The following is a 24,786-nucleotide window of genomic DNA, read 5'->3' as shown; positions in this document are numbered from 1 at the left end:
CGTTCGTGCCGCGAACTCCCCTCGGCGCAGTTTACACGGGGAGCGGAAGAACACTAACGTGTCGAACGTGGAATCGACAGAGGCAATCGCGGATCTCGGCTTTGCCCGGCTGGACCTGGACCGGGCCGCCCGAACGGGGGATCCGGAAGTGGTGTTCGGCGCGGGCAAGACGCCCGAACAGATCAGCGCGGCGCTCGCGCGGTTGTGTCAAGCCCATCCCACCCGCGCCGTGCTCGCCACCCGCGTCGGCGACGAAGCCCGTGCGCTGTGCCGGGAAACCCTGGCCGGCGCGGAGATCGACGACGTGGGACGCACGGTGACGCTCGGCCCGCTGCCCGTGCCGCGCGGCCGGGTCGCCGTCGTCTGCGCGGGCACCTCGGACCTGCCGGTCGCGCGGGAGTGCGCAACGACGGTGGCGGTCTTCGGCGCGGAGCCGGACCTCGTCGTGGACGTCGGGGTGGCCGGGCTGCACCGGCTGCTGGCCGAACGCGACCGGATCGCCGCCGCGGACGCCGTCATCGCGATCGCCGGGATGGAGGCCGCGCTGCCGACTGTCCTGGGTGGACTGTGCGGGGCGCCGTTGATCGCGCTGCCGACGAGCGTCGGCTACGGCTGGCACCTCGACGGGCTGACCGCGTTCCTCACCATGGTCAACAGCTGCGCGCCCGGCGTGGTGACGGTCAACATCGACAACGGCTTCGGCGCGGGCGTCGCCGCGGCGCGCGTGGCCCGGCAGTCGGTGCGGTCATGACGCTCGCGTGGATCGACGCCGGGCAAGGGTGTGCCGGCGACATGCTGCTGGGCGCGCTGGTCGACGCGGGCGCGGACTTCGACGCGATCCTCGCGGGCCTGTCCCGGTTGCCGGTCGACGACGTCCGGCTGAGCACGGAAGTGGTGCGGCGGCACGGGTTGCGCGCGCGGCGGGTCGTCGTCGAGGCGCCCGAGACGCGGCACGCCCGCCACCTGCCGGAAATCCTCGAGCTGATCGCCGCGGCGGCCCTGCCCGCCGCGGCGGAACGGTTCGCCACCGCGGTGTTCGGCAGGCTGGCGGAGGCGGAGGCCGCCGTGCACGGCATCGAGCCGGAGCGTGTGCACTTCCACGAGGTGGGCGCGCTCGACGCGATCGTCGACATCGTCGGCTGCGCGCTCGGGCTGGAAGCGTTGGGGCTCCTGGACGCGGCCGTCACGGTGTCGCCGATCGCGGTCGGCGGCGGCACGGTGACCGCGGCGCACGGCAGGCTCACGGTGCCACCTCCGGCGGTGCTCGCGCTGCTCACCGGCGTGCCGGTCGCGGCCCACCCGGCCGCGCGCGAGCTGTGCACGCCGACCGGCGCCGCCCTGCTGGTGACGCTGGCCGGCGCGTACGGCCCGATGCCGGCGTGCGTGCCGCTGAAGGTCGGCGTCGGCGCGGGCACGGCGGACCCGCCCGGGCACGCGAACGTCGTCCGCGTCGTCGTGGGCGCGGACGCGGCGCCGTCGCCGACGTGGGTGCGCTCGACGATGACCGTCATCGAGACCACCGTCGACGACCTCGATCCCCGCCTGTGGCCGGAAGTCCTGGCGGCCCTGCGCGGCGCGGGCGCGGCGGACGCGTGGTGCGCCCCGGTGACCGCCCCGAAGGGACGGCCGGGCGTGGTGCTCACGACGCTGGCGGCCGACGACCGCGTCGACGGCGTCTGCGCGGCGATCTTCGCGCACACGTCGACCTTGGGACTGCGCCTGTCCCCGGTCGAGCGGCGCGCGTTGCCCCGCGACAGCGTCGTCGTGGACTACCGGGGCACGCCGGTGAGCGTGAAGCGCGGCTACCTCGACGGCGTGGTGGTCACGGCGCAACCGGAGTACGAGGAGGTCCGGGCGGCCGCCGAGGCGACCGGGCAGCCGTTGCGCCGGGTACTGGAAGAAGTGCGCGGGCTGGCCCGGTTTGCCGAGACGCCTGCCGGGTAGCCGGGCGGCCTCTGCGCCGGATGCTGGAAGAAGTGCGCAGGCTGGCCCCGTTTGCCGAGGCACCCGCCGGCTGGCCGCGCCGACCCGGAAGCCGCCGAGGCGACCGGGCAGCCGCTGCGCCGGGTGCTGGAAGAAGTGCGCGGGCTGGCCCCGTTTGCCGAGACGCCTGCCGGGTAGCCAGGCCGACCCGGCAGCCGCCGCGCCGCGTGCCCGAAGAAGTGCGCGCGCTGGCCCCGTTTGCCGACGCGCCCGCCACGTAGCCGAGTCGCCCGGGCAGCCGCCGCGCCGCGTGCCCGAAGAAGTGCGCGGGCTGGCCCCGTTTGCCGAGGCACCCGCCGGCTGGCCGCGCCGACCCGGCAGCCGCTGCGCCGGGTGCTGGAAGAAGTGCGCGGGCTGGCCCGGTTTGCCGAGGCGTCTGCCGGGTAGCCGGGCCGAATGACCGAAGTGCGAGTTCGACGCAGTACCGCCCGGACCGCCGCGTTGCTGTTCGGGGTCGCGTTCCTGGTGGTGGGGGTGCTGGGGTTCGTCCCGGGGATCACCGCGGACTACGGCGCCCTGCGGTTTGCCGGGCACCAGTCCGGGGCGCAGCTGTTCGGCGTCTTCACCGTGTCCGTGCTGCACAACCTGGTCCACCTGCTGTTCGGCGTGCTCGGGGTCCTGGCCGCGCGCGCCAACGGGAGTTCGCGGGCGTTCCTGATGATCGGCGGCGGGATCTACGTGCTGCTGTGGGTGTTCGGCCTGGCGATGGACCACGACAGCGCGGCCAACTTCCTCCCGATGGACAACGCCGACGACTGGCTGCACCTGGGCCTCGGGCTGGCGATGATCGCGGCCGGCGTCGCGACGGCGGCCGCGGACCGGGCGCGCGGGCAGTACCCCGAGCCGGAAAAGCAGCGGCAGTGAGCGCGCTGCGCCTCGGCTTCCCGGTGATCGGGGTCGCCGACGTCCCACGGGCCACCGCGTTCTGGTCGGCGGCACTGGACCTCGTCGCCACCGGCGAGTGGGCGAGCGACCGGTGGTGCACGCTCGCGCACGCCGACGGTTCCGGGCGCGCCCTCGCGCTGATGTACAGCGAGTCGGCGCCCGAGCCGTACCCGCGGATCCACCTCGACCTGCTCGTCGACACGACCGAGGAGCAGGAAGCCGAAGTGGCCCGGCTCCGCCGGCTCGGGGCGTCCACCGTCGATTGGGACCGCTACCCGGCCGTCCCGGACTTCGTGGTCCTCGCCGACCCGGACGGCAACCGCTTCTGCGTCGTCGATCTCAGCAAGGCCCCGTCGAGCGGCTAGCCCCGCGCGGCCCTGCTATGTTCGGGGCGTGGCAGGTGACGTCGACATCTCCGGATAGCTCCGGAGCACGCAGGCCCCCGGCAGCAGCCGGCGCGGGCCGCCTTCGTCGACCACTTTCCCCTGCACCACATCGAGGTCTTCACCCGTGTCCGAAATCGTCCTGTCCGGCCTGTCCTTCTCCTGGCCGGACGACACCCCCGTCTTCGACCACCTCTCCGCCACCTTCCCGGGTGGCCGCACCGGGCTCGTCGCCCCGAACGGCTCCGGCAAGACGACGCTGCTGAAGCTCGTCGCCGGGGTGCTGCGGCCGTCGGCGGGCAGCGTCACCGCCGACGGCGTCCTCGGCTACCTGCCGCAGGACCTGCCGCTGTCCGGCGAGCCGTCCGTCGCCGAAGTCCTCGGGGTGGCCCCGATCCTGCGGGCCATCGCGGCCGTCGAGTCCGGTGACGCCGGCGAAGAGCACTTCACCACCATCGGCACCGACTGGGACATCGAGGAACGCACCCGCGGCCAGCTCGACCGGCTCGGTCTCGACGTCACCCTCGACCGGTCGCTGAGCACGTTGTCCGGCGGTCAGATCGTCTCCTTGGGTTTGGCCGCGCAGCTGCTGAAGCGGCCGGACGTGCTGCTGCTCGACGAACCGACCAACAACCTCGACCTCGCCGCCCGGCACAAGCTCTACGCCGTGCTCGACGACTGGTCCGGCTGCCTGGTCGTGGTCAGCCACGACCGCGCGCTGCTCGACCGGGTGGACCGGATCGCCGAGCTCGACCGCGGCGAAATCCGGTTCCACGGCGGGAACTTCACGTCGTACGAGACGGCCGTGCGGGCCGCGCGCGAGGTCGCCGAGAAGAACATCCGCAGTGCCGAACAGGAAGTCAAGCGCGAGAAGCGGGAGATGCAGCAGGCGCGCGAACGGGCCGCGCGCCGTGCGAGCACGGCGTCGCGCAACCTCGGCAACGCCGGGCTGCCGAAGATCTTCGCCGGCACCATGAAGCGCAACGCCCAGGAGTCGGCAGCCAAAGCGGACGGTACGCACGCGGCGCGCGTCGGCGCCGCGAAGGCCAAGCTCGACCAGGCCGAGCGGGAGCTGCGCACCGAGCAGAAGCTCAGCCTGGAGCTGCCGCAGACGGTGGTCCCGGCGGGCCGGACGCTGTTCCTCGGCGAGGGCCTGCGCGTGCGCGACCTCTTCGGCGACGGCGTCGACCTGGCGATCCGCGGCCCCGAGCGGATCGCGCTCACCGGCGCGAACGGTGCCGGGAAGTCCACGCTGCTGCGGATCCTGCGGGGCGACCTCGAGCCCGACGGCGGTGCGGTGTCCCGCGCCGACGGCCGGATCGCGTTCCTCTCGCAACGGCTCGACCTGCTGGCCGACGACCGCTCGGTGGCCGAGAACCTGGCCGCGGCCGCACCGGCGTTGCCGACGGCGCAGCGGATGAACCTGCTGGCGCGCTTCCTGTTCCGCGGCTCCCGCGTGCACCTGCCGGTCGGCGTGCTGTCCGGCGGGGAACGGCTGCGCGCCACGCTGGCCTGCGTCCTGTTCGCCGAGCCGGCCCCGCAGCTGCTGCTGCTCGACGAGCCGACGAACAACCTCGACCTGGTCGGCACCGGGCAGCTGGAGAGCGCGCTCTCGGCGTTCCGGGGCGCGTTCGTCGTCGTCAGCCACGACGAACGGTTCCTGCACGCGATCGGCGTCGACCGGTGGCTGCGGCTTTCCGGCGGTGACTTACACGGGTGACGTCGGGCGACGGTCGCCGCGGGGGTGAGTGGATTCCTAGCGTGGTGGCGTCACCCGCTGAAAGGAACACCATGTCCGAAGTGACCTACACCGCCGTCGCCACCTCCACCGCGGAGGGCCGCAACGGCGGCCGCGCGACCTCCGACGACGGCGCGCTCGACGTCACCCTCGCCGTCCCGAAGGCCTTCGGCGGCGCGGGCGACGGCACCAACCCGGAGCAGCTGTTCGCGGCGGGCTGGGCGTCCTGCTTCGTCGGCGCGGTGCGTCGCGTCGCGGGCGAGAAGAAGGTGCCGCTGAACGACCTCGCCGTCGTCGCGGAGGTCACCCTCCACCACGACACGGAGGCGAGCGAGTTCAAGCTCAGCGCCGTGCTGCACCTGGAGGCGACCGGCATCGACCAGGCCACCGCCGACGAGCTCGTCAACGGCGCGCACCAGGTGTGCCCGTACTCGAAGGCGACGCGCGGCAACATCGAGGTCACCCTCGACGCGACGGTCGCCTGACTAAGCGCACTGGGTGTGAAGGCCACATCGAGGGACACTTAGTCTCTCGATGTGGCCTTGACCGCCGGTCGGCGTCCACGATCGCCTGCGCGAACGGCTTCGGGGCTTCCTGCGGCACGTTGTGCCCGATGCCGTCCAGCACCCGGTGTTCGTACTTCCCGGTGAACTTCGCGCGGTACGCCTTCCCGTCCTTGGCCGCCGCGTCGAAGTCGCTGCCGATCGTGATCGCCGGGACCGTGATGGCCGGGCCGGTGGCCAGTTTCTGCTCGTACGCGTCGTATTGCGGCTCGCCCGGGGCGAGACTCAGCCGCCACCGGTAGTTGTGGACCACGATCGCGACGTGGTCCGGGTTGTCGAACGCCGCCGCGCTGCGGTCGTACGTCGCGTCGTCGAAGTGCCACGCCGGAGACGCCGTCTTCCAGATCAGCTTGTTGAAGTCGTGGCGGTTGGCCGCGTAGCCCGCGCGGCCGCGCTCGGTCGCGAAGTAGTACTGGTACCACCAGCCGAGTTCCGCTTGCGGCGCCAGGGGTTTCTGGTTGGCCACCAGGTTCGTGACGATGTACCCGCTCACCGCGACGACCGCCTTGCAGCGCTCGGGGAACAGCGCCGCGATGATGTCGACCGTCCGGGCGCCCCAGTCGTAGCCGCCCAGGACGGCCTTGTCGATCTTGAGCGCGTCCAGCATCGCGACGACGTCGAGCGCCACCGCCGCCTGTTGTCCATTTCGGACGGTCGAAGTGGACTTGAACACCGTCGGCCCGTAGCCGCGCAGGAACGGGATGATCACCCGGTAGCCGGCGGCGGCCAGGATCGGCGCGACGTCGACGTAGCTGTACGGGTCGTACGGCCAGCCGTGCAGCAGCACGACGGGCTGCCCGGTCACCGGGCCGGACTCGAAGTAAGCCATGTTCAGCACTCCGGCGTCGACGTGCTTCACCTCGCCGAGCGAGGTGTGCTCGCCGGACCCGGCCCGCAGGTCAGGGGCCGTGGACGCGGCGGGCGCGGCCGCGGACGAGCAGGCCGCCAAGGAGGTCGCCGCCAGCCCCGCCGCGAACGCCTGCCCGAACCTTCTCCTGCTGATCATCTTGACTCCTGTGCGAAAGACCGTGGGACTTTCACGACGTTAGGGAGCTTCGAGTGATCTTCGCGCCCGTCAGGTGACGCAGTGGGTGTAAGTCACCCTTCCAGGGTCTTCAGCATCCCGGCGAGGTCGGCGCGGGAGCTCACGCCGAGCTTGGGGAAGATCCGGTGCAGGTGCGTGCCGACGGTCCGGTGCGAAAGGTACAGCCGCTGCCCGATCTCCCGGTTCGTCAGCCCCTCCGCGGCCAGCTGCGCGATGCTCAGCTCGTGCGGGGTGAGCTTGTCCCGGGCGTCCGGGCCGCGGTTCGGGCTCGACTCGCCCGCGCTGCGCAGCTCGCGCCGGGCCCGCTCGGCCCAGGCCGTCATGCCGAGGGCGTCGAACGTCTCGCGGGCGGTGCGCAGGTGCGTCCGCGATTCGACGACCCGCCGCTGCCGCCGCAGCCACTCGCCGAACGCCAGGTGGACGCGGCCGCGTTCGGCGGGCCAGCCGGCCAGGTCGGCCCGCAGCGCTTCGGCAAACCGCTCGTCGCACGGGTCGAGCACGGCGCGCGCGTACCGCAGCCCGATGTGCAGCGCGGGCGACGGCGTGTCCAGGCGCTCGAGTTCGGCGAGGATGTCCCGCATTGCGTCGGTCTGCCCGGCCCGGACCGCGGCTTCGGTCAGTTCGGCGACGCAGTAGGCGCGCAACGCCAGCTGGTAGGCCGGGTCGGCGGGGTCGAGCAGGCGCCGCAGGTCGGCGAAGGCGTCCTCGAAGCGGCCTTCGCTCAGGTTCGTGAGCCCGCGCGTGAGCTGGACGGTGGCGAGCACCGGCCGCGCCCCGGCGGCGAGCCCGGCGCGTTCGGCCTCGGCGGCCAGCGCCCCGGCCTGCCGGTGGTCACCCCGCAGCGCGGCGATCTCGGCCTGGACGGCGGTGGCCAGCCCGGCCATGAACGGCTGCCCGGTCTCCTGCGCGAAGCGGACCGCCTCCGCCGCGGCCGGCACGGCGCCGGCCAGGTCCCCCAGCCGGACGCGGCTCCACGCGAGTACGGCGAGGGCGCGCGGCAGCAACCCGAGCCGTCCCTGCGCGCGGAGACCGGGCGCGGCGGCCGCGGAGAACCGGGCGGCGAGGTCGAAGGCGCCGACCTGCAGTGCGGCGCTGCCGAGGTACCGGTCGACTTCGGGGTCGGCGCCGGTCCTCGCGACCAGCTCCCGCAGGTGCTTCAGGACGGTTTCGCCCCGCTCGAACGGCGCGACGTACGCGGTGACGGCCACGATCCGCGGGTCGTCGTCCGGGACGGGCAGCAGGTCGGCGACGTCGAGCAGCGCCTGGCGCGCGTTCGCTCCGGGCTCGGTCCAGAAGCAGCGCATGGCGGCGCTCCAGAGGATCCGCATGGCGGCGTCGTGCTGCCCGTCGGCCGCGACATCCCGGGCGACTTCGGCCAGCTCGGCGACGCGGGCGGGATCTTCGCGGACCCCGTCTTCGAACTCGCTGAGCAGCCGGCTCGCGGCGGCGCGGCGCCGGGCATCGGCGGGCCGGGCGGCGCGGACCAACCGTTCGGCGGTCTCCCGCCGCCCGGACTCGACGGCCAGCTCGGCGGCCTTGAGCAGCCGATCAGCGCGCGGCCCTGGCTCGCAGCTGAGCCGCGCGGCCTGTTCGAGCGCGGCAATGGCAGCGGCGGCCCCACCCCGGTACCGAGCCCGCTCGGCGGTCCGCTCGAGTTCGCCGGCCACGGCTTCGTCGGGCCCGGCAGTGGCGGCGGCCTGGTGCCAGGCCCGGCGATCGGGCTGGTCTCGGAGGGCGGCGACGAGGGCGAGGTGGGCTTTGCGCCGCTCGATCGGACTCGCGGCGGCGGGGATGGCCGAGCGCATGAGCGGGTGGCGGAAGGTGAGGAGATCGGCCGTGAGTTCGACGAGCCGAGCGTCGACGGCGGGGGCGAGGATCTCGGGGTCGGCGGTGGCTGGGTCGGCCGCTTCGCGGGTAGCGGCACCCGCCCCGCGGACTTCGGCCTGGCCCGGACCGGCACCACCGCCCGCCAAACCCGCCGCCGCATCCGCACCGCGCGCCGCGAAACCCTGCCCGGCACCGGCCTCAGCCGCATCCGGACCAGCACCACCGCCCGCCAAGCCCGCCGCCGCACCTGCACCGCGCTCCACGAAACCCTGCCCGGCACCGGCCTCAGCCGCATCCGGACCAGCACCACCGCCCGCCAAGCCCGCCGCCGCACCTGCACCGCGCTCCACGAAACCCTGCCCGGCACCGGCCTCAGCCGCATCCGGACCAGCACCACCGCCCGCACCGCGCGTCACCGAAGCCCGGTCGGCATCCGCCGCGAGCAGTGAACCCGTCGCCACCAGCGTCTCCGCCAGTGAGGTCGTCTCGTTCAGCGCCGCCACCAGCAACGCCGTCCGCGTCGCCGCCGGCAACGCCGTCACTCTCGCCGTGAACGTGCGCTCCAAGCGTTCCGTCAACGGCAGCACCGGGTCCAACCCGTCCAGCTCGGCCACCGCCGACGGCAGCTCCGTCAACGCCAGTGGGTGGCCCGCCGCCTCCGTCAGCAGGCGGGTGCGGACCGCCGGGGCCAGCCGCGGGGCCACCGAATCCAGCAGCTCCGCCGCCGCGTCGGCCGGCAAGCGGTCCAGCGGCATCGGGGCCAGGCCCGCGTCGAGCAACGGCGACTCCGCGCCGTCCCGCAGCGTCGCGACCAGGACGATCGGCTCGGTCTCGATGCGCCGCGCGACGAACGCCAGCACGTCCGCGCTCGCCCGGTCCAGCCACTGCGCGTCCTCCGCGACCAGCAGCAACGGCTTCGCCGCGGCCTCCTCGGCCAGCAGCGTCAGCGCCGCGAGCCCGACCAGGTAGGCGCTCGGCTCGGTCCCCTCCGCCAGGCCCAGCGCGGTCCGCAACGCGTCCCGCTGCGGCGCGGGCAGGCCGGCCGCCCCCGCGCGGACGGGGTACAGCAGCTGGTGCAGCCCGGCGTACGCGAGGTTCTGCTCGCCCTCGGCGCCGGTCGTGCGCAGCACCCGCAGCCCGGCGACCGACGCCGCGGCCGCCGTCTCGGTCACCAGCGCGGACTTGCCGATGCCCGCTTCGCCGCGGATGAGCACCCCGGCGCGGTCCTCGGGGCCGTCGACGAGCTCGCCCAGCTCCTTCAGCTCGGTTTCCCGCCCGCGCAGCACCATGGAAACGACCTTACCCAACGCACGTTTCCGCAGCTCACGACCGAGTGACGTACATCGACAGCGTCACCCGACGGGCGCGGTGCCACCGCACGCGCGCCTAGCTTTCGCAGCGAAAAAGACGCAACGCGATCAGAGAGACCGATGAGACGCTTACTCCTCGCGGCCGCCGTGCCGCTCCTGCTGACCACCGTCACGCAGCTCGCACCGGCCGCCTCGGCATCGCCGGTGCCCACCTGCGCCGCCGTCGCGGTGCCCGCCCCGCCCGGCGCGAAGATCGAGTCGGTGGCGGCGGAGCGCAAGACCGGCTTCTGCCAGATCACCGTCACCCTCACCCACGACGGCCACGACCACGTCAAGATCGCCGTCGGACTGCCCGAAACCGGCTGGACCGGGCGCCTCCAGGCCCTCGGCGGCAGCGCCTACGCGGCCGGCGAGTTCGGGGCGCCGTTCGCCCAGGCGGTCAAGGACGGCTACAGCGCCGTGACGACCGACGCCGGCGTGTCCGAGAACGCACTGGACACGTCGTGGGCGCTGACCGCCGGCGGCCAGGTGAACCGGACCCTGCTGACGAACTTCGCCACCCATTCGACGCACGAAGAGGCCGTGGTCGGCAAGGCCGTCACGGAACGCCACTTCCAGCGGCCGATCACGTACTCGTACTGGACCGGCTGCTCGACCGGCGGCCGCCAGGGCTACTCCGAGGCGCAAAACCACGCCGACGACTTCGACGGCATCCTCGCGAACGCCCCGGCCGTGCAGTGGACGCAGTTCGCGGTCGCGACGCTCTGGCCGCAGGTCGTCATGAACAACGAGCACGACTTCCCCAGCAACTGCGTGCTCTCGGCGTTCCAGAAAGCCGCCGTCCAGGCGTGCGACGCGCGCGACGGCGTCACCAACGGCATCGTCGACCACCCGGACGAGTGCAGTTACGACCCGCGCACGCTGGTCGGCACGAAGGTCGTCTGCGACGGCCACGAGTTCACCGTGACCGAAGACGACGCCGAGGTCATGCGCAAGATCTGGGCCGGGCCGACCGACGAGCGCGGCCGCAAGCTGTGGGCCGGGCTGCCGAAGGGCGCGGACTACACGTGGGTGGCGGGCACGCAGCCCGGTCCCGACGGCACGCTGACCGCGCCGGGCTTCCCGGTGGCCGTCCTGTGGGTGCAGTCGTTCCTGGAGAAGCAGGCGGGCTTCGACACGTCGAAACTGACGTACGGGCAGTACACCGCCCTGTTCCGGCAGTCGGTGCGCGAGTACGACGGCGTCATCGGCACGGCGGACCCGGACCTGTCGGCGTTCCGCCGCTCCGGCGGCAAGCTGCTGACGTACGTCGGCACGAACGACCAGCTCATCCCGCCCGGCGGCACGCTGTACTACCGCCAGCAGGTCGAGCGGGCGATGGGCGGCTCGCAGCGGGTGAACGACTTCTACCGGCTGTTCCTGGCGCCGGGCGTCGAGCACTGCGGCGGCGGCACCGGCCCGCAGCCGTCGAACCCGCTGGGCGCGCTGGTCGACTGGGTGGAGCACGGCAAGGCCCCGGCCACCCTCGCGGCGGCGACCGCGGACGGCACCGCGACCCGTGACCTGTGCGTGTACCCGCGCGTCTCGCGCTACACCGGCCACGGCGACCCGGCCACGGCGGCGAGCTACCGCTGCCGCTGAGTCCCCGCGCCCCGATGCGGCCGACCCCACCGCATCGGGGCGCCTGCCTGGCGACGTACGACGATGGCGTCGCCCGACGGACGCGAAGACGATCATGGGAAACCTAGCGTCGAACCCATGACGCACTTGATCCGCGGAGCCGTCCTGACCACCGTCGTCGCGCTCGCCGCCGCCTGTTCGGCGAGCGCGACGCCACCCACCCCCGCCGCACCGCCCGCCGCCGCTCCGGCCGGCTGGGCGCCGGCCCCGGTCGTCCCGCTCGCCGCGCAGCCGCCACCCGCGCTCGTCGTCGACGCGCCACTGCCCGAACAGCTCGCCATGGGGCTCGTCGTGCTGCGCTACCGGGCGGAGAACCTGCGGATTGTGCCGGTCTACGGCCCCGCGGCCCTGGACGTGTCACCGCGCGTCGGCCACATCCACGTGACGGTCGACGACGCGCCGTGGCACTGGGCGGACGCCAGCGGCGAACCGCTCATCATCCAGGCGCTGCCACCGGGGCCGCACAAAGTGTGGATCGGGCTCGCCGACCCCACGCACAAGGTGCTGGACAGCAAGACGGTCAGCTTCGTCGTGCCCCCGGGTGGCGGCCACCACTAGTGGACTTGCGGGTCCAAAATTTGCGGGGCACGGTGGGGAGGTCAACGGATTTTCCCTTTCCCAGGAGCACTTCCATGCCTCTCGACCAGTACTACCTCCTCGGCCGCTCCGGTCTGCGCGTCAGCAGGCTCGCCCTCGGCACGATGAACTTCGGCACCGCCGGGTTCCACGCCGCGTACGGGAAGACCGAGGACGAGGTCCGCCCGATCTTCCGCGAATACCTCGACGGGGGCGGCAACTTCGTCGACACGGCGGACTTCTACACGGCAGGCGAAAGCGAAACGATCCTCGGCAAGCTGATCGCCGAGACGGGCGCCCGCGACCGGGTGGTCCTGACCACCAAGTTCACCAACAGCGTCGACCCGGCCGACCCCAACGCCGGCGGCAACGGCCGCAAGCACATGATCCGCGCCCTGGAGGCGTCGCTGCGCCGGCTCGGCACCGACTACGTCGACCTGTTCCTGCTGCACACGTGGGACCGCATCACCCCGGCGGAGGAGGTCGTGCGCACGTTCGACGACCTCGTCCGCGCGGGCAAGATCCGCTACCCGGGCCTGTCCGACGTCCCGAGCTGGTACGCGGCCCGCGCCCAGACGTACGCCGAGGCGCACTCGCTGACGCCGATGATCAACCTGCAGCTGCCGTATTCCCTGGTGCAGCGCGAGATCGAGACCGAGCACGTCCCGATGGGCCAGGAGCTGGGCCTCGGCATCACGGCCTGGAGCCCCCTGGCCGGCGGCTTCCTGACGGGCAAGTACCGCGACGGCGGCGCGGGCCGCTTCAGCGACACGGACACCCCGTGGACCGACCGCGATTGGCAGCTGTTGAAGCCGTTGGAGGAGGTGGCGGCCCAGCTGGGCGTGACGATGGCCCAGGTGGCGATCAACTGGGTGGCCACCCAGCCGGGCATCGCGTCGGCGATCGTCGGCGCCAGCAGCGCCGCCCAGCTGGGCAAGAGCATGGCGGCGTTGGACTTCGAGATCCCGGCGGAGCAGCGGAAGCTCCTCGACGAGGCGAGCGCGGTGGCACCGGCGTCGGTGTACCGGATGTTCACGCCGGAGTACCAGAACTGGCTCGTGAACCCGGGTCTGAAGGTGGGTGCCAAGCCGGCGGGGTACGCGCCGGCCGTGCGGAACTGGTGACCGGCAAGGGGTTGGCGGCCACCGCCGCCAACCCCGGCGGTCCTTTGTGGAGCTTCACCCGATAGTCACTCGCTGTTTTGGCGATGGGACGGTGAGAATCGCACCATGCGCAGCACGCGTGCACCTGCACGAGAACCGCTCGGATGCAGCTCGATTCGCAGCCGGGTAAGCGGGACAATCGCGGGAACGAGCACCACGCACGCGACTGTCACGGGAGCACGCATGGACACGCCGGAACAACCCGACCGGGAAGCCGTCCGGCGCGACGAACGCAATCGCCGGATGGTGCGCGACTGGGAAAACGGCGCGACCGTCACGCAAATCGCCCGCCGCTACCACCTCTCGCTGAGCTGGACCGGGGTCCTGCTGCGGCAGAACGGTGCCGACCTGCCCACCACCGGTCGCGGCATCAAACGCGAGCTCGACACCGACGAAGTCATCGCCGATTACCTCGACGGCGCAACCGTGCGCGCACTGGCGGACGCCCACGACGTCTCCTACGGCAAGATCTATCGCTTGCTGCAACAACACCGCGTGCCGATGCGTCCACGCGGGGGAAAGCAATAGCGCACAGTCGTGTGTACCTGCCCACACTGACCTCCCGCCACGGCCCCAAACCCGGTAGACCGGAAGGTCGGGCCTGCATCGGGGAGGGGAACCATGACGCGTCCGGGGCAGAAGCGCCGCACGGCACGTTACCACCACACCGCGCGACCGAGACCGATCCAGCTGCCACCACCGCCACCCGCGATGGTGGGGCGGGACCGCGAACTCGCCCAGCTGGATTCCTTACGCCGGCACCGCCGTGAGCACCCGCGCATCGCCGTCTTGACCGGCGTCGGCGGGGTCGGGAAAACGGCGCTCGCCGTCCACTGGCTCACCACCCGCCGCGACGATTTCCCCGACGGCGTCCTCTACGCGAGTTTCGCGTCGGACGACGAAAGTCCCGAATCACCCGACATCGCGCTCCACGGCTTCCTCACCGCGCTCGGGGTCCCCGCGGAAGACATCCCCGCCCAGACCGGTCAGCGCGCCGCGTTGTTCCGCGCCTTCACCAGCGGGCACTCACTGGCGCTCCTGCTGGACAACGTCGTTTTCGCGGGACAGGTCCGCGCCCTGCTGCCGGCCACCCCCACCGCCTTCGTCCTCGTCACCAGCCGCACCCAGCTCAGCGGGCTCAGCTTGGACGGCGCGGACATCGTCCCGGTCGAACCACTGGCCGACCGGGACGCGCACACCCTGCTCGACGTCCGCGCCGGGCACGGGCGCCTCGACACCGATCCGGCCGCCGCCGCGGGCATCCTGCGCGCGTGCGGCGGTCTCCCGCTGCGCATCGCGGTCGTCGGGGCCCGCCTGCGCACGCGCCCCGAACGAAGCCTCGCCCGGGAAGTCCGCCACGCGCCGGCGGGGGAAAGCACGCGAAAGGTGTTCGAAGCGTCGTACGACTCCCTGTCCCCGGCCGCGGCCGAGCTCTACCGCCTCTGCGGTCTGCTGCCCGGCGAGCACCTCCCCCTCGACGCGCTCGCGCACGTCCTCGCCACCCCGGTCGACAGCCTCGACGGCCTGACCGACGAACTGGTCGAGGCCAACCTGCTGAGCGAGCACGACGACGTCGTCAGCCAGCACGACGTGGTCCGCGACGACGCCCGTGCCCGGTGCGAACGCGAAACGCCGGAACCCCAGCGCACGACGGCACTGCGCTCGTACGTCCGCTGGTACGTCGATCGCGCGGTGGCCGCGGACGAGCTCATCCACCCGTTCCGGCCGCGGTTCGCCCCGCTCCCCGGGACGGCCGCCGAGACCTTCGCCGATCGCGACCAGGCGATCCACTGGTGGCGCCGCGACCAGCAGGTCATCCGGGCCGTGGTGCGCGAAGCAGCGGCGCGGGGCTGGGACACCGAGGTGTGGCAGCTGTGCGAGGCGTACTGGGGGTACTTCCTCTACAACCGCGACTACGAGCCCTTCCTCGCGCTCACCGCCGTGGGCATCGCCGCGGCCCAGCGGTGCGGTCAGCCGCTGGTCGAAGCGCGGCTGCACAGCCAGCTCGGGTACGCGCTGGAACAGCTGGGCCGGTTCGGCGAAGCGGCCACCCACAACGCCGTCGCGTTCGAGATCGGTGAACGCGAGAACCACGCGCCGACCAGGGCGACGGCCGTGTCGCGGCTCGCCGCCGCGGCCCGGCGCGACGGCGACCTGGAGCGGGCACTCGAGCTGTACGAGCGCAGCGCGGAGCTGCACACGGAGATCGCCCTGCCACGCGGGGTGGCCCTCGCTCGCCGTCGGCGCGGGGAACTGTTCCTCGAGCTGAACCGGGACGAGGAGGCCGCCGCGGAGCTCACGGCGGCCGCCACGGCGATGGCCGAGCTCGGCGACGCCAACCAGCACGCCTGCGTCGTCACGGCCCTCGCCCGGCTGCACGAGCGCCACGGCCGGCCCGGCGAAGCCCGGACGCGGTTACTCGACGCCCTGGCCGTGATCCGCCCACTCGATTCGCCGTACTACACCGCCCAGATCCTGGCGGCCCTCGCCGAGCTGGAGGCCCGGCAGGACGACTTCGAGCACGCCCGCGAGCACCGCGCCGAAGCCCGGCGGCTGTACACCGAGCTCGGCGATCCGCGGGCCGGGGACCTCGCCGAGGACGGCTGACCGCGTCCCGGCGAACACCACGCCGTCCCCGGACCACGCCAGGGCCACGGCGGCGCCCGGGTACCGGCCGGCCGCGCGGCGGGCCGCGACCGCCGCCGCACCACGCGAACCGTGGACGCCGGTCAGGACGACGTCGGCGCACTCGACCCAGGCCTCGGCGGCCAGACGGGCGTCCGCCACCAGGAGCGCGACGCTCGATCGGGGCAGCCGGACCCGCACCGGCCACACCCCCCGCCCGGTCACGCCGACCACTCCGGCAGCGGCCGCGCGGCGGGCACCAGCGGGGGTACGGCAGGCGAACCGGGCGCCGAAAGTTCGAGCAGCCGGTACATCTCCGCGCGCAGGATCTCCGCCGCACGGCCCGGCCGGGACGTGATCGCCCCGGTGACCGCCGTCGTGAGCTCGGCGACGCGTTCGCGGGCGGAGCCGAGCTGCCCGGGCAGCGGACGTCCCCAGGTCAACGGCAACGCGTGCGCGCGGACGGCGGCCGCGACGCTCCCCTCCCGCGGCTGCCCGGCCGGCATCGACACGTAGGTCACCGGACAGCCCATCGCCGCCGCGTAACCCGTTGTCGATCCGTGGTCGCCGAGCACCCAGTCGGCGGCGAGCATCGTCGCCTGCCACCCGGATTCCGGCGGGATCAGGAGCAGACCGCGCGTCACCGCGTCGGACAGCCAGGCGCTGACCTGACGCCGCCCGTGGACCGCCCAGACGAGGGGGTGCAGCACCGCGGCGACGGTGAACTCCCCGGCCGGCAGCGCGTCCACCACGTCCCGGTACAACCGCGGCAGCCTGCCGAACGCCGAATCGGTGAACCACGTCGTGCTGATCACGACGAGCCGCCGATCCGGCGGTACCCCCAGTGCGGCGCGGTACGCGTCACGCCGGTGCCGGCTCGCCCGCATCCGGTCGTAGCAGATGTCCCCGGCCACGACGGCGTTCGGCACCGCCTCGGGGCACCGCTCCCGCACCAGGTCCGCCTCGGCGTCGGTGCCAAGGCCGAGCACCGACGGCAGCACGCGTCCGCGGAAGGTCAGCAGCTCACGGTCGAACCCCGTCGTGGGTTCGGTGGCCTCACCCGCCTTCCGGCTGAACCGGCGGGACGCCGGCCCGGCGCCGTGGCCGATCAGGAGGACGGGACCGTGCACCTCGGCGAGCTGGCGCGGGCTCGCCGCCAGCACCAGGTCGAACCGGTGCGCGACCGCCTGTTCCCACGGCAGCACCAGGCCGTGCAAGCCGCGGACGAACTCCTCGGCGCCCGGCCAGCTTTCCGTCGTGTGCGGCACGGTGTAGACCACCTGGACGCGCAAATCCGGTTCCAGCAGCGAAACCAGTTCGACCAGCCGCGTGCCGGCGGTCACCGACGGGACCACGACCAGCACCACCCGGCACCGCGGCCGGGTGACGCGCGCACCGGCGTCCAGTCCGACCGGCCCGCGTACCCACAATCCAGTCATCGAGCTTCCCCTCGCCGTCGTCTCGGTGTTCCGCGAGACGAGGTTCCGGGCCGGTACTCCCCGCGGACTTCCCACGCGACGGACAAAGCCCGGACAAACCTTGGCCAGTTCTCCGACACAATCGATCGTTATCGCGCCGTCGTCGCCGATTAACCAAAACGATGCAAGGCTGGCGAGAGGAGAGGGGAAAGGAACAGAGAATGGAGATCGCGTACGGAATTCTCGGGCAGACAACAGTGCGGATGCACGGGAACCTGACCGAGGACTGGGGGTCCCGGCAAGCGCGTCACCTGCTCGCCGTCCTGCTCACCGACCCGGGAAAGCGCTTCTCACAGGACCACTTGCTGAACTGGGCGTGGAACGACGGAGCACCACCGGTCAACCCCAAAGAAGCGTTGTACAAAGCAATCACGCGACTGCGGCACAGCCTCGAAGAGATCGACGACCCACCGCCGATCCGCGCACTGAACGGTGGTTATGTCCTTGACATCGCTCCCGATCTCGTGGATTTCCACCGCTTCACCGACGAAATGCACCGGGCGCGGCGATCGAGCGTCGACGGCGACCATGAAAACGCATGCGAGGTCGCACGTGCAGCCCTCGCGCTGTGGCGCGACGAGCCGCTCGCCGGCCTGGCCACCGAACCCGCGCGGAACTGGCGGCGGCACACGATGGCCGCGGACTGGGCGCCGGCGCACGGTTTCCTCGCCACCGAACTGCTGGCGACCGGCCGGCCCGGCGACGCGCTGAAGCAGCTGAGCGAAGTACCCCACCCTTACGCGGGCGAACCGACCTTCGTGAAGCTCCGCGTGACAGCCCTCTACGCACTGGACCAGTCGCACGAAGCACGCAGCTACGTCGAAGCGGTGCTCAAGGAATTCGCGGCGACCGGCGACCGGGACGCGGTCGTGGACCTGCGGGAGCACCACGCACACCTGCGGACCCGCTACCCGGACGCGAAGGCGAAACCCGCGCCGCGGCCGGCGGCCGCCGCGATTCGCGTCGGGTTGCCCCGGAACCTCCGCGGCTTCGTCGGCCGGGCCGAGGCGCTCGACGCGCTGGACCGGCACCTGCTCTGCGCCGGCCACGCGCACGCGGCCATCGTCAGCGGCCTGCCGGGCATCGGGAAGACGGCACTGGCCGCGCACTGGGCACACCGCTCGGCAGAGCACTTCCCCGGCGGCATCGTCTGCATCGACCTGCGGGGGTTCGGGCCCGGACCGGCACGGACGACCGACGAGGTCGTCGACCTGACGCTCACCGCGCTCGACTACCCGGTCGACCACCTGGTCAGCGCCACGGCCCGCGCGACGCAGCTGCGTTCGCTGCTCGCCCGCCGCAGCCCGATGCTCGTCATCCTCGACAACGCCGGCGGCTCGGACCAAGTCGACGACCTCGTCGACGTCCTCGAGTCGTGCACGGTGCTGCTCACCTCGCGCAACTCCCTCGCCGCGCTGGCCCGCCGCCACGACATCCCCACCACGAAGCTCGGCCACCTCGACGAAGAAGAGTCGTTCGCGTTGCTCAGCAAGCGGATGCGGGGTCGCGCCGAAGAGGAGCCCGACGCGGCGCGCGCACTGACGCTGCTCGGCGACGGCCTTCCGCTGGCCTTGACACTGTTGGCCCAGCGGGCCGCGGGCCGGGCCGGGGTCAGCCTCGACACCATGCTCGACCAGTTGCGCGACCCGGAAACCCTGCTGAGCATCGGCGACGACGGGGACGACGCCGGCCTCCGCACCACGTTTTCCGGGTCGTACCAAGCGCTCGACCCCACCGCCCAGGACGTCTTCCGGCTCTTCGGGTACCACCCGGGCACCGAAATGCACGTCGGCACCCTGGTGTCCGCGAGCGAACACCCGGCCGAAGCCACCCTCCGGGCGCTGGAAAACCTCGTCGCGTGGCACCTCGTCGACCAGCCCGGCGAACCCGATCGGTACCGCGTCCCCGACATCTTCCACCGCTACGCGCGGACCCTGATCCCGGACGACGACCCGGGCCCGCTGCGCCGGCTGTCGTCGCACTACCTGCAGACCGCGCTGCGGGCCCACTTGATCGCGCACCCGTACCGCGGCCGCCCGCCGATTCCCGCGGCCGAACCCGGCATCGTGCCCCTCACGTTCGACACGGCCGCGGCCGCGGTGCGGTGGGCCCTCCGCGAGCGGGACAACCTGTCGGCGTTGATCTCGGAATGCGAGAATCGGAGGCAATTCGACCACGCGATCGCACTCCCCCACCTGCTGACCGACAGCTGGGAACGCCACGGCTGCACGTCGGCCATCACCCGGGGGCTGCAGGTGGCCATCCGGGCGGCTCGGGCGACCCGGAACGTCGTCGCCGAGGCCTCGTCGCTCAATGACCTCGGGGAGCGCCACCTGGCGCTCGGCGACAGCGAGAAAGCCCGTCACTACCTCGGCCGGGCCCTGGAAATCGCGACCGAGTACGACGAAACCGTCGGAATCCTCACGGTCAAGATCAACCTCGGCCGCCTGCACCACCGCCACGGTGAGCACGCCGAAGCGATCCGCCTCTACCGGTGGTGCATCGACCTGGCGCGCCGGTCGGGCGACCCGGTCCGGGAAGGCACCGCCGAGCACTACCTCGGTGACCTGTTCGTGGACCTCGACCAGCACGCGCAGGCCCTCCCGCACTACCACCGCGCCCTCCACGCCCGCACGGTCCTCGCCGACACGATGGGCCAGATCGCGACACACACGGCCTTGGCCGCCCTGCACACGCACGAGCAACGGCCGGAGCTCGCCCACATGCACTGCCGCCAGGCGCTGGCCCACCTCGAAGACCGCGACGACCTGACGGCGTCGATGAAGCTCGGCACCGTCCGCGCCCGGCTCGCGCACACCGAAGGCCGCGCCCGCGAGTCGCTTCGGCTGGCCTGGGACGCCGTCGCCCAGGCCCGGCGGGCCCACACGGCAACCGGGCAGGCGCGAGCCCTCGAGGTGCTGGGCGAAATCCTGTGCGCCCTGCACAATCCGCACGAAGCGATCGAGGCGTGGACCGAGGCCATCGCGTTCTACCGGGGCCGCGGCCGGGACTTGAAGGCCGACCGGCTGCAGGCACGGCTGGACGAGGTCAGCGTGGACGTCGAGGGGCTCATCCCGGGTGCGCGGAGGGGAGACGAGCGGACAGTCGCGATGGCGTGTCCGCCGCAGGGAGGCCGGAAACACTAACTCGATTGAGTGATTTCGGAAGGCGCTGTCACTCGTGCGTGACAGAATCCGCGCAGCTAGGTGGCCGCAGACGTTCGCACCACTACTCGGTGTAGCACCGGGATATCGCTGACGGTCTTGTCGGCTCGTACGTGTCTCTCTAGTCTTCGGGCGCTGTGATCCATGTTTCTCAGGTGGTCGCGGCTCCACGAGGAAGACATCTCCAGGGAGAACCAGTGCACGACATCTCCACCTACGCAGCCATCGCCACCGCCGCCGCCGCGTTCATCGCGGCGAAGTGGTGGCGCTGCTGACGTAGTGCGGCGGGTGCCCCGGCGCGGCCGGGGCACCACCACACCAGGCTCAGGCGGCCGTTCCCCCCACCACCTCGCCACCCTGGATGATGTGGGTGAAGTTCTTCGGGTCGGCCAGCACTCCGATGTCCGTCAGCGGGTCGCCCGTCACCACCAGCAGGTCCGCGTGCGCGCCCGCCTCCAGCGTTCCGATCTCCCCCGTCAGGTTCAGCAGGTCCGCCGCCGTCGAGGTGGCCGAACGGAGGATCTCCAACGGGGTCTGGACCTCGCCACGCAGGCGGAACTCGTGGTTCTGGTGGCGGTGCATGCCCCCCAGCAAGTCCGTGCCGTAAACGATCTTCACCCCGCCGCGGGTCGCGCGCTCCAGGGCCGCCAAGCCCGCTCCCAGTACCTCGTCCACCTTGCGCCAGCTGGACTCCGGGAGGCCGTGCTCGCGGCCCTCCTCCTTCAGCGCCCAGTACGTCACCAGCGTCGGGACCAGGTACGCGTCCTGGGACAGGAACAGCGCAACGCTCCGGTCGTCGATCAGGTTGCCGTGTTCGATGGAGCGGACGCCCAGCTCCAACGCGCGGTTGACCGCACGGGCCGTGTACGCGTGCGCGGCCACGTAGCGGTTCGCCGCCGACGCCTCCTCGACGATCGCGCTCAGTTCCTCGGCCGAATACTGGGTGGAATCGATGCGGTCGGTCGGGGACGCCACACCGCCCGAGGCCATCACCTTGATGTGGTGGGCACCCTTCCGCAGCTCGTCGCGGGCGGCCGCGCGGACCGCGTCCACGCCGTCCGCCACCCGGCCGAGGCCCGCGCAGCACGGGTGGTCGTCCTTCGCGTGCGTGCCGCGGGTGCGGCTGTCGCCGTGGCCGCCCGTCTGGCTCAGCGCGCGGCCGCAGAACAACAGGCGCGGGCCGCGGAACAGGCCCTCCGACTGGGCGTCCGCCAGGCCGTAGTCGGCGCCCGAGGCGTCGCGGACCGTCGTGAAGCCGCGGTCCAGCATGCGGCTCATCGTGCGGGCGCTGTGCGCGGCCACATAGGACGGTGACGTCGACGGGAGCGAACCCAGGTCCGCCGTCGACGCCGTGACGTGGACGTGCGCGTCCACCAGGCCCGGCAGCACGACCGCGCCGCGGACGTCGAGGGAAGGCACGTCGGGCGCGGAAAGACCCGAGCCCGTCTCGACGATGCGGCCGTCGGAGCACCGCAGATCGCCTTCGGTGTACTCGCCCGACAGCGGGTCGAGGAGACGGGCGTTGCGCAGCACCAGGTTCACCGGGTCACCTCCAGCAGGGCCGGGACCGCCAGCGGCGCCAGTGATTGCGCCACCGCGATCGACTTCTCGTCGTACGCGCCTTCCGCGTCGAGGATGTTCAGCACGCCGAGCGTCCGGTCGCCGGACACCACCGGCACGTTGATGATCGAGCCGCAGCCGAGGGATTCGATCAGTTCGTGGTCGGCGAAGATCTCGCGCACCGCCGCGCGGTCCGGGCCGAAGTACGGCTCGCGCGCGGTGATGCAGCGGTCCAGCCAGCCGGCCGCGACCTCCACCGTCTTCTCCCCGCCCACCGGGTACTCCGCCGGGTGGCTGGAGTGCACCCGGCGCAACGCCGTGCGCTCCGGGATCCACGCGAGGACCGTGAACAGCCGCACGCCCAGTTCGGCGCGCACCCGTTCTTCCACAGTGGACAGTGTCACTTCGTCATCTCCTTCGCGACCGCCTTGGGGGCGCCGTGTTCGGTCAGTTCTTCCAGGGAACGGCCCGCGGTGGACAGGCCGAAGACGAGCACGCAGAGCACACCCGCCGCCAGCACCGCCGTCGTCAGGCCGAAGACGCCGGCGAACCCGAGGCTCGCCGCGGACAGGCCGATGATCGTCGGCGCCAGGATGCTGCCGACCCGGCCGAACGCGCTGGACAGGCCGGTGCCGCTGGCGCGGATCCAGGTCGGGAACACCTCGGGCGTGTAGGAGTACACCCCGGCGTAGGTGCCGTTGAGGAAGAACGACAGCACCGCGCCGGCGAGCGTGATCGACCAGGGGGCGCTGGTCTGGCTCAGCCAGAACGCGCTGACGGCCGAACCCGCGAGGTAGAGCGCGATCGTGTGCTTGCGGTCGAGCCGTTCCGACAGCCACGCGGCCGAGAAGTACCCGGGCACCTGGGCGAGGTAGATGATGATCGAGAACTCGAAGCTCTTCGTCACCGTGATGCCGCGCTCCACGAGCAGCGTCGGGATCCACGAGAAGAAACCGTAGTAGGAGAACGTGATCACGAACCAGACCGTCCAGATCACCGCCGTCCGGCGCCGCATCGCAGGGCTCCACAGGAACTTCAGCGCGCTGAACAGGTTGACCTTCGGCGTCTCGGTCGCGGGCTGCGCATCGGCCGGCGGCACCGGCGGCAGAGCCGCTCCGGTCGCCCGTTCGACGTCGCGTTCGATCTTGGCGACGACGTTCTCCGCTTCGGTGACCCGTCCTTGCGCGAGCAGGAACCGCGGCGACTCGGGCAGGGATCGGCGCCACCACAGCAGCATCACGATCGGCAGCGCGGTGACGAGCTGCGCGACGCGCCAGCCGTCGTCGAACGACGGCACCACGAACCGCCCGATCAGCGCGGCCGCGACGAACCCGAAGGAGAAGAACCCGGCGAGCGCGCCGACGAACCAGCCGCGCCGCTTGGCCGGGACGAACTCGGACAGGAACGGCGCGATGATGGCGCTTTCCGCGCCGGCCCCGGCCCCGGCCAGCACGCGCGCGCCCAGGAAGACCTCGTAGTTGGGCGAGAAGGACGCGATGACGGAGAACACCGCGTAGAACGCCAGCGCGTACATCATGACCTTCTTGCGGCCGATGCGGTCGCCGAGCAGGCCGGCCGCGATCGCGCCGAAGAGGAAGCCGAACGGCGTCGCGGAGCCGATCAGCCCGAGCTGGCCGTTGTCGAGACCCCACGCCGCCTTGGCGCTGGGCAGCAGGAAGGCGACGACCGCCGAGTCCATGCCGTCGAAGGTGTAGCCGAGCCCGCCGATGAGCAGCAGTTTGTAGTGGGGCCGGCTCAGCGGGAGCCGATCCAGTCGCGCCAGCAGGGTCATGGGGAACGCCTTCCGTGTCCGGGCGTCGGGGAGTGCGGACAACGTATACTGCACTTCTTCGGATTTGCAACGTTCATTGCAAGCCGTGCCCACTGCGTTACGGTCTACGCGAACGAGGGGAGGCGCCGAAGTGGCGGAGACGGACGACGGTTTCGAGGCGTGGCTGCGGGACCGGCTGCCCGCGCGGGGGCTGCGGCCGAAGTCGGCCGCGGTCCTGGAAGTGCTGGTCTCCCAGCCGCGGCGGGCGTCGTTCGGCTCGACGGCCGAGCTGGCGCAGCTCGCCGGCGTCAACGTCGCGACCGTGACGCGCACGGCGCAGGCGCTGGGCTTCGCCGGGTGGCCGGCCCTGCAGCAGGAGCTGCGGGCGCGGTACATGTCGTCGCTGAGCGCGCCGCAGGTCGCGGAGGAGCACCGCGGCGTCGACTCGCCGGGGTCGGCGTCCCTGCGCCGCGACCTCGACAGCCTGGCCCTGCTCAACCGCCGGTTCGACGAAGAGGTGCTGCGCGAGGTCGCCCGCGCGATCGCGGCGGCCCGCCGCACGCTGGTCATCGCCGACGGCAGCTACGCGGCGGTCGGGATCGCGATGGCGCACAACGCGCGACTGGCCGGTTACGACGTCCACGCGGTGACGGCGGGCGACGCGGAACTCGCCAACCAGACCGCGAAGCTGACGGGCGACGACGTGCTGGTGGCGATCAGCTTCTGGCGCCTGTACGAGAGCACGGTCCAGGCGGCGAACGAGGCGAAGAGCCGCGGCGCGCGCGTCTTCGCCATCACGGACGCGGCCAGCCCGGCGCTCGCGGGCGCGGCCGAGCACGTGCTGATGGTGCCCGCGGAGGGCGTGACGTTCTTCCCGTCGCTGACCGCGGGCATGGCACTGGTCCAGGCGATCGTCGCCCAGCTGGCGGCGGTCGACCCGGTCCGCACGAGCGAGTCGATCGAGGCGGCGGAGGCCATGTGGTCGCGGTTCGACCTGCTGCACCGGAGGCCGTCGGCCAAATCGGGGTAGCCGGG

19 protein-coding genes are annotated in these 24,786 nt (G+C 72.4%); 13 read left to right on the top strand and 6 right to left on the bottom strand.

Annotated features, from left to right (window positions below):
* Positions 1-67 precede the first annotated feature (67 nt).
* From larB to SD460_RS16260, 6 genes are all read left to right on the top strand, one after another.
* The gene (gene larB, locus SD460_RS16285; RefSeq protein WP_290057141.1) at positions 68-751 is read left to right on the top strand and encodes a nickel pincer cofactor biosynthesis protein LarB; all 684 of its coding nucleotides are present in this window, start codon (positions 68-70) and stop codon (positions 749-751) included.
* A complete protein-coding gene (gene larC / locus SD460_RS16280; RefSeq protein WP_318306313.1) occupies positions 748-1,944 on the top strand; it encodes a nickel pincer cofactor biosynthesis protein LarC in 1,197 nt (398 codons plus the stop codon). The genes larB and larC overlap by 4 nt, the downstream gene beginning before the upstream one ends.
* Positions 1,945-2,379: 435 nt before the next feature.
* The gene (locus SD460_RS16275; protein WP_290057144.1) at positions 2,380-2,847 is read left to right on the top strand and encodes a DUF4383 domain-containing protein; all 468 of its coding nucleotides are present in this window, start codon (positions 2,380-2,382) and stop codon (positions 2,845-2,847) included.
* Entirely contained in the window at positions 2,844-3,233 is a 390-nt protein-coding gene (locus SD460_RS16270; RefSeq protein WP_290057145.1) for a VOC family protein, read from the top strand. The genes SD460_RS16275 and SD460_RS16270 overlap by 4 nt, the downstream gene beginning before the upstream one ends.
* Before the next feature lie 145 nt (positions 3,234-3,378).
* Positions 3,379-4,971, top strand: a complete 1,593-nt coding sequence (locus SD460_RS16265; RefSeq protein WP_290057147.1) for an ABC-F family ATP-binding cassette domain-containing protein — start codon at positions 3,379-3,381, stop codon at positions 4,969-4,971.
* A 71-nt stretch (positions 4,972-5,042) separates the two neighbouring features.
* On the top strand, positions 5,043-5,474 hold the full coding sequence (locus SD460_RS16260) for an organic hydroperoxide resistance protein (protein ID WP_290057148.1): 432 nt from the start codon (positions 5,043-5,045) through the stop codon (positions 5,472-5,474).
* On the opposite strand, the gene SD460_RS16255 is transcribed toward SD460_RS16260, so the two are convergent.
* Both SD460_RS16255 and SD460_RS16250 read right to left on the bottom strand, forming a co-directional pair.
* The gene (locus SD460_RS16255) at positions 5,449-6,558 is read right to left on the bottom strand and encodes an alpha/beta fold hydrolase (protein ID WP_318306312.1); all 1,110 of its coding nucleotides are present in this window, start codon (positions 6,556-6,558) and stop codon (positions 5,449-5,451) included. The two genes, SD460_RS16260 and SD460_RS16255, sit on opposite strands and share 26 nt — an antisense overlap.
* 92 nt (positions 6,559-6,650) lie before the next feature.
* On the bottom strand, positions 6,651-9,713 hold the full coding sequence (locus SD460_RS16250; RefSeq protein WP_318306311.1) for an AAA family ATPase: 3,063 nt from the start codon (positions 9,711-9,713) through the stop codon (positions 6,651-6,653).
* Positions 9,714-9,854: 141 nt separating this feature from the next.
* Here SD460_RS16250 and SD460_RS16245 point away from each other — a divergent pair, with 141 nt between their 5' ends.
* The 5 genes from SD460_RS16245 to SD460_RS16225 all read left to right on the top strand — a co-directional run bounded on the left by SD460_RS16245 (position 9,855) and on the right by SD460_RS16225 (position 15,760).
* Positions 9,855-11,375 (top strand): tannase/feruloyl esterase family alpha/beta hydrolase, encoded by a 1,521-nt coding sequence (locus SD460_RS16245; RefSeq protein ID WP_290057154.1) that lies wholly within the window; start codon positions 9,855-9,857, stop codon positions 11,373-11,375.
* Between the two features lie 117 nt (positions 11,376-11,492).
* Positions 11,493-11,972, top strand: coding sequence for a DUF6130 family protein (locus tag SD460_RS16240; protein WP_318306310.1), 480 nt, complete (start codon positions 11,493-11,495; stop codon positions 11,970-11,972).
* Between the two features lie 74 nt (positions 11,973-12,046).
* Positions 12,047-13,114, top strand: a complete 1,068-nt coding sequence (locus SD460_RS16235; protein ID WP_290062820.1) for an aldo/keto reductase — start codon at positions 12,047-12,049, stop codon at positions 13,112-13,114.
* 222 nt (positions 13,115-13,336) lie between these two features.
* Positions 13,337-13,681 carry a helix-turn-helix domain-containing protein gene (locus SD460_RS16230; RefSeq protein WP_290062821.1) on the top strand — a complete coding sequence of 115 codons (345 nt, stop codon included), beginning with the start codon at positions 13,337-13,339 and terminating at the stop codon, positions 13,679-13,681.
* A 93-nt stretch (positions 13,682-13,774) separates the two neighbouring features.
* On the top strand, positions 13,775-15,760 hold the full coding sequence (locus SD460_RS16225; protein WP_318306309.1) for an AAA family ATPase: 1,986 nt from the start codon (positions 13,775-13,777) through the stop codon (positions 15,758-15,760).
* 239 nt (positions 15,761-15,999) lie between these two features.
* On the opposite strand, the gene SD460_RS16220 is transcribed toward SD460_RS16225, so the two are convergent.
* The gene (locus SD460_RS16220) at positions 16,000-17,217 is read right to left on the bottom strand and encodes a hypothetical protein (RefSeq protein ID WP_290058958.1); all 1,218 of its coding nucleotides are present in this window, start codon (positions 17,215-17,217) and stop codon (positions 16,000-16,002) included.
* A 200-nt stretch (positions 17,218-17,417) separates the two neighbouring features.
* Between SD460_RS16220 and SD460_RS16215 the strand changes: the two genes are divergently transcribed.
* Positions 17,418-20,402, top strand: a complete 2,985-nt coding sequence (locus SD460_RS16215) for an AfsR/SARP family transcriptional regulator (RefSeq protein ID WP_290058959.1) — start codon at positions 17,418-17,420, stop codon at positions 20,400-20,402.
* A gap of 342 nt (positions 20,403-20,744) precedes the next feature.
* Here the strand turns inward: SD460_RS16215 and SD460_RS16210 are convergent, their stop codons facing one another.
* Genes SD460_RS16210 through SD460_RS16200 form a run of 3 tightly spaced genes read right to left on the bottom strand, consistent with a single transcriptional unit; the run spans position 20,745 to position 23,772 of the window.
* A complete protein-coding gene (locus tag SD460_RS16210; RefSeq protein ID WP_290058960.1) occupies positions 20,745-21,962 on the bottom strand; it encodes a metal-dependent hydrolase family protein in 1,218 nt (405 codons plus the stop codon).
* A complete protein-coding gene (locus tag SD460_RS16205) occupies positions 21,959-22,384 on the bottom strand; it encodes a GAF domain-containing protein (protein ID WP_290058961.1) in 426 nt (141 codons plus the stop codon). The genes SD460_RS16210 and SD460_RS16205 overlap by 4 nt, the downstream gene beginning before the upstream one ends.
* Positions 22,381-23,772 (bottom strand): MFS transporter, encoded by a 1,392-nt coding sequence (locus SD460_RS16200; protein ID WP_290058962.1) that lies wholly within the window; start codon positions 23,770-23,772, stop codon positions 22,381-22,383. The genes SD460_RS16205 and SD460_RS16200 overlap by 4 nt, the downstream gene beginning before the upstream one ends.
* Before the next feature lie 130 nt (positions 23,773-23,902).
* Here SD460_RS16200 and SD460_RS16195 point away from each other — a divergent pair, with 130 nt between their 5' ends.
* Complete coding sequence (locus tag SD460_RS16195; RefSeq protein WP_290058963.1) at positions 23,903-24,781, top strand: MurR/RpiR family transcriptional regulator; 879 nt, start codon at positions 23,903-23,905, stop codon at positions 24,779-24,781.
* Positions 24,782-24,786 lie beyond the last annotated feature (5 nt).

Source organism: Amycolatopsis solani (assembly GCF_033441515.1).
Taxonomy (GTDB): domain Bacteria; phylum Actinomycetota; class Actinomycetes; order Mycobacteriales; family Pseudonocardiaceae; genus Amycolatopsis; species Amycolatopsis solani.
The sequence above is the reverse complement of the archived record's forward strand: the minus strand, read 5'-3'. Positions and strand labels throughout refer to the sequence as shown.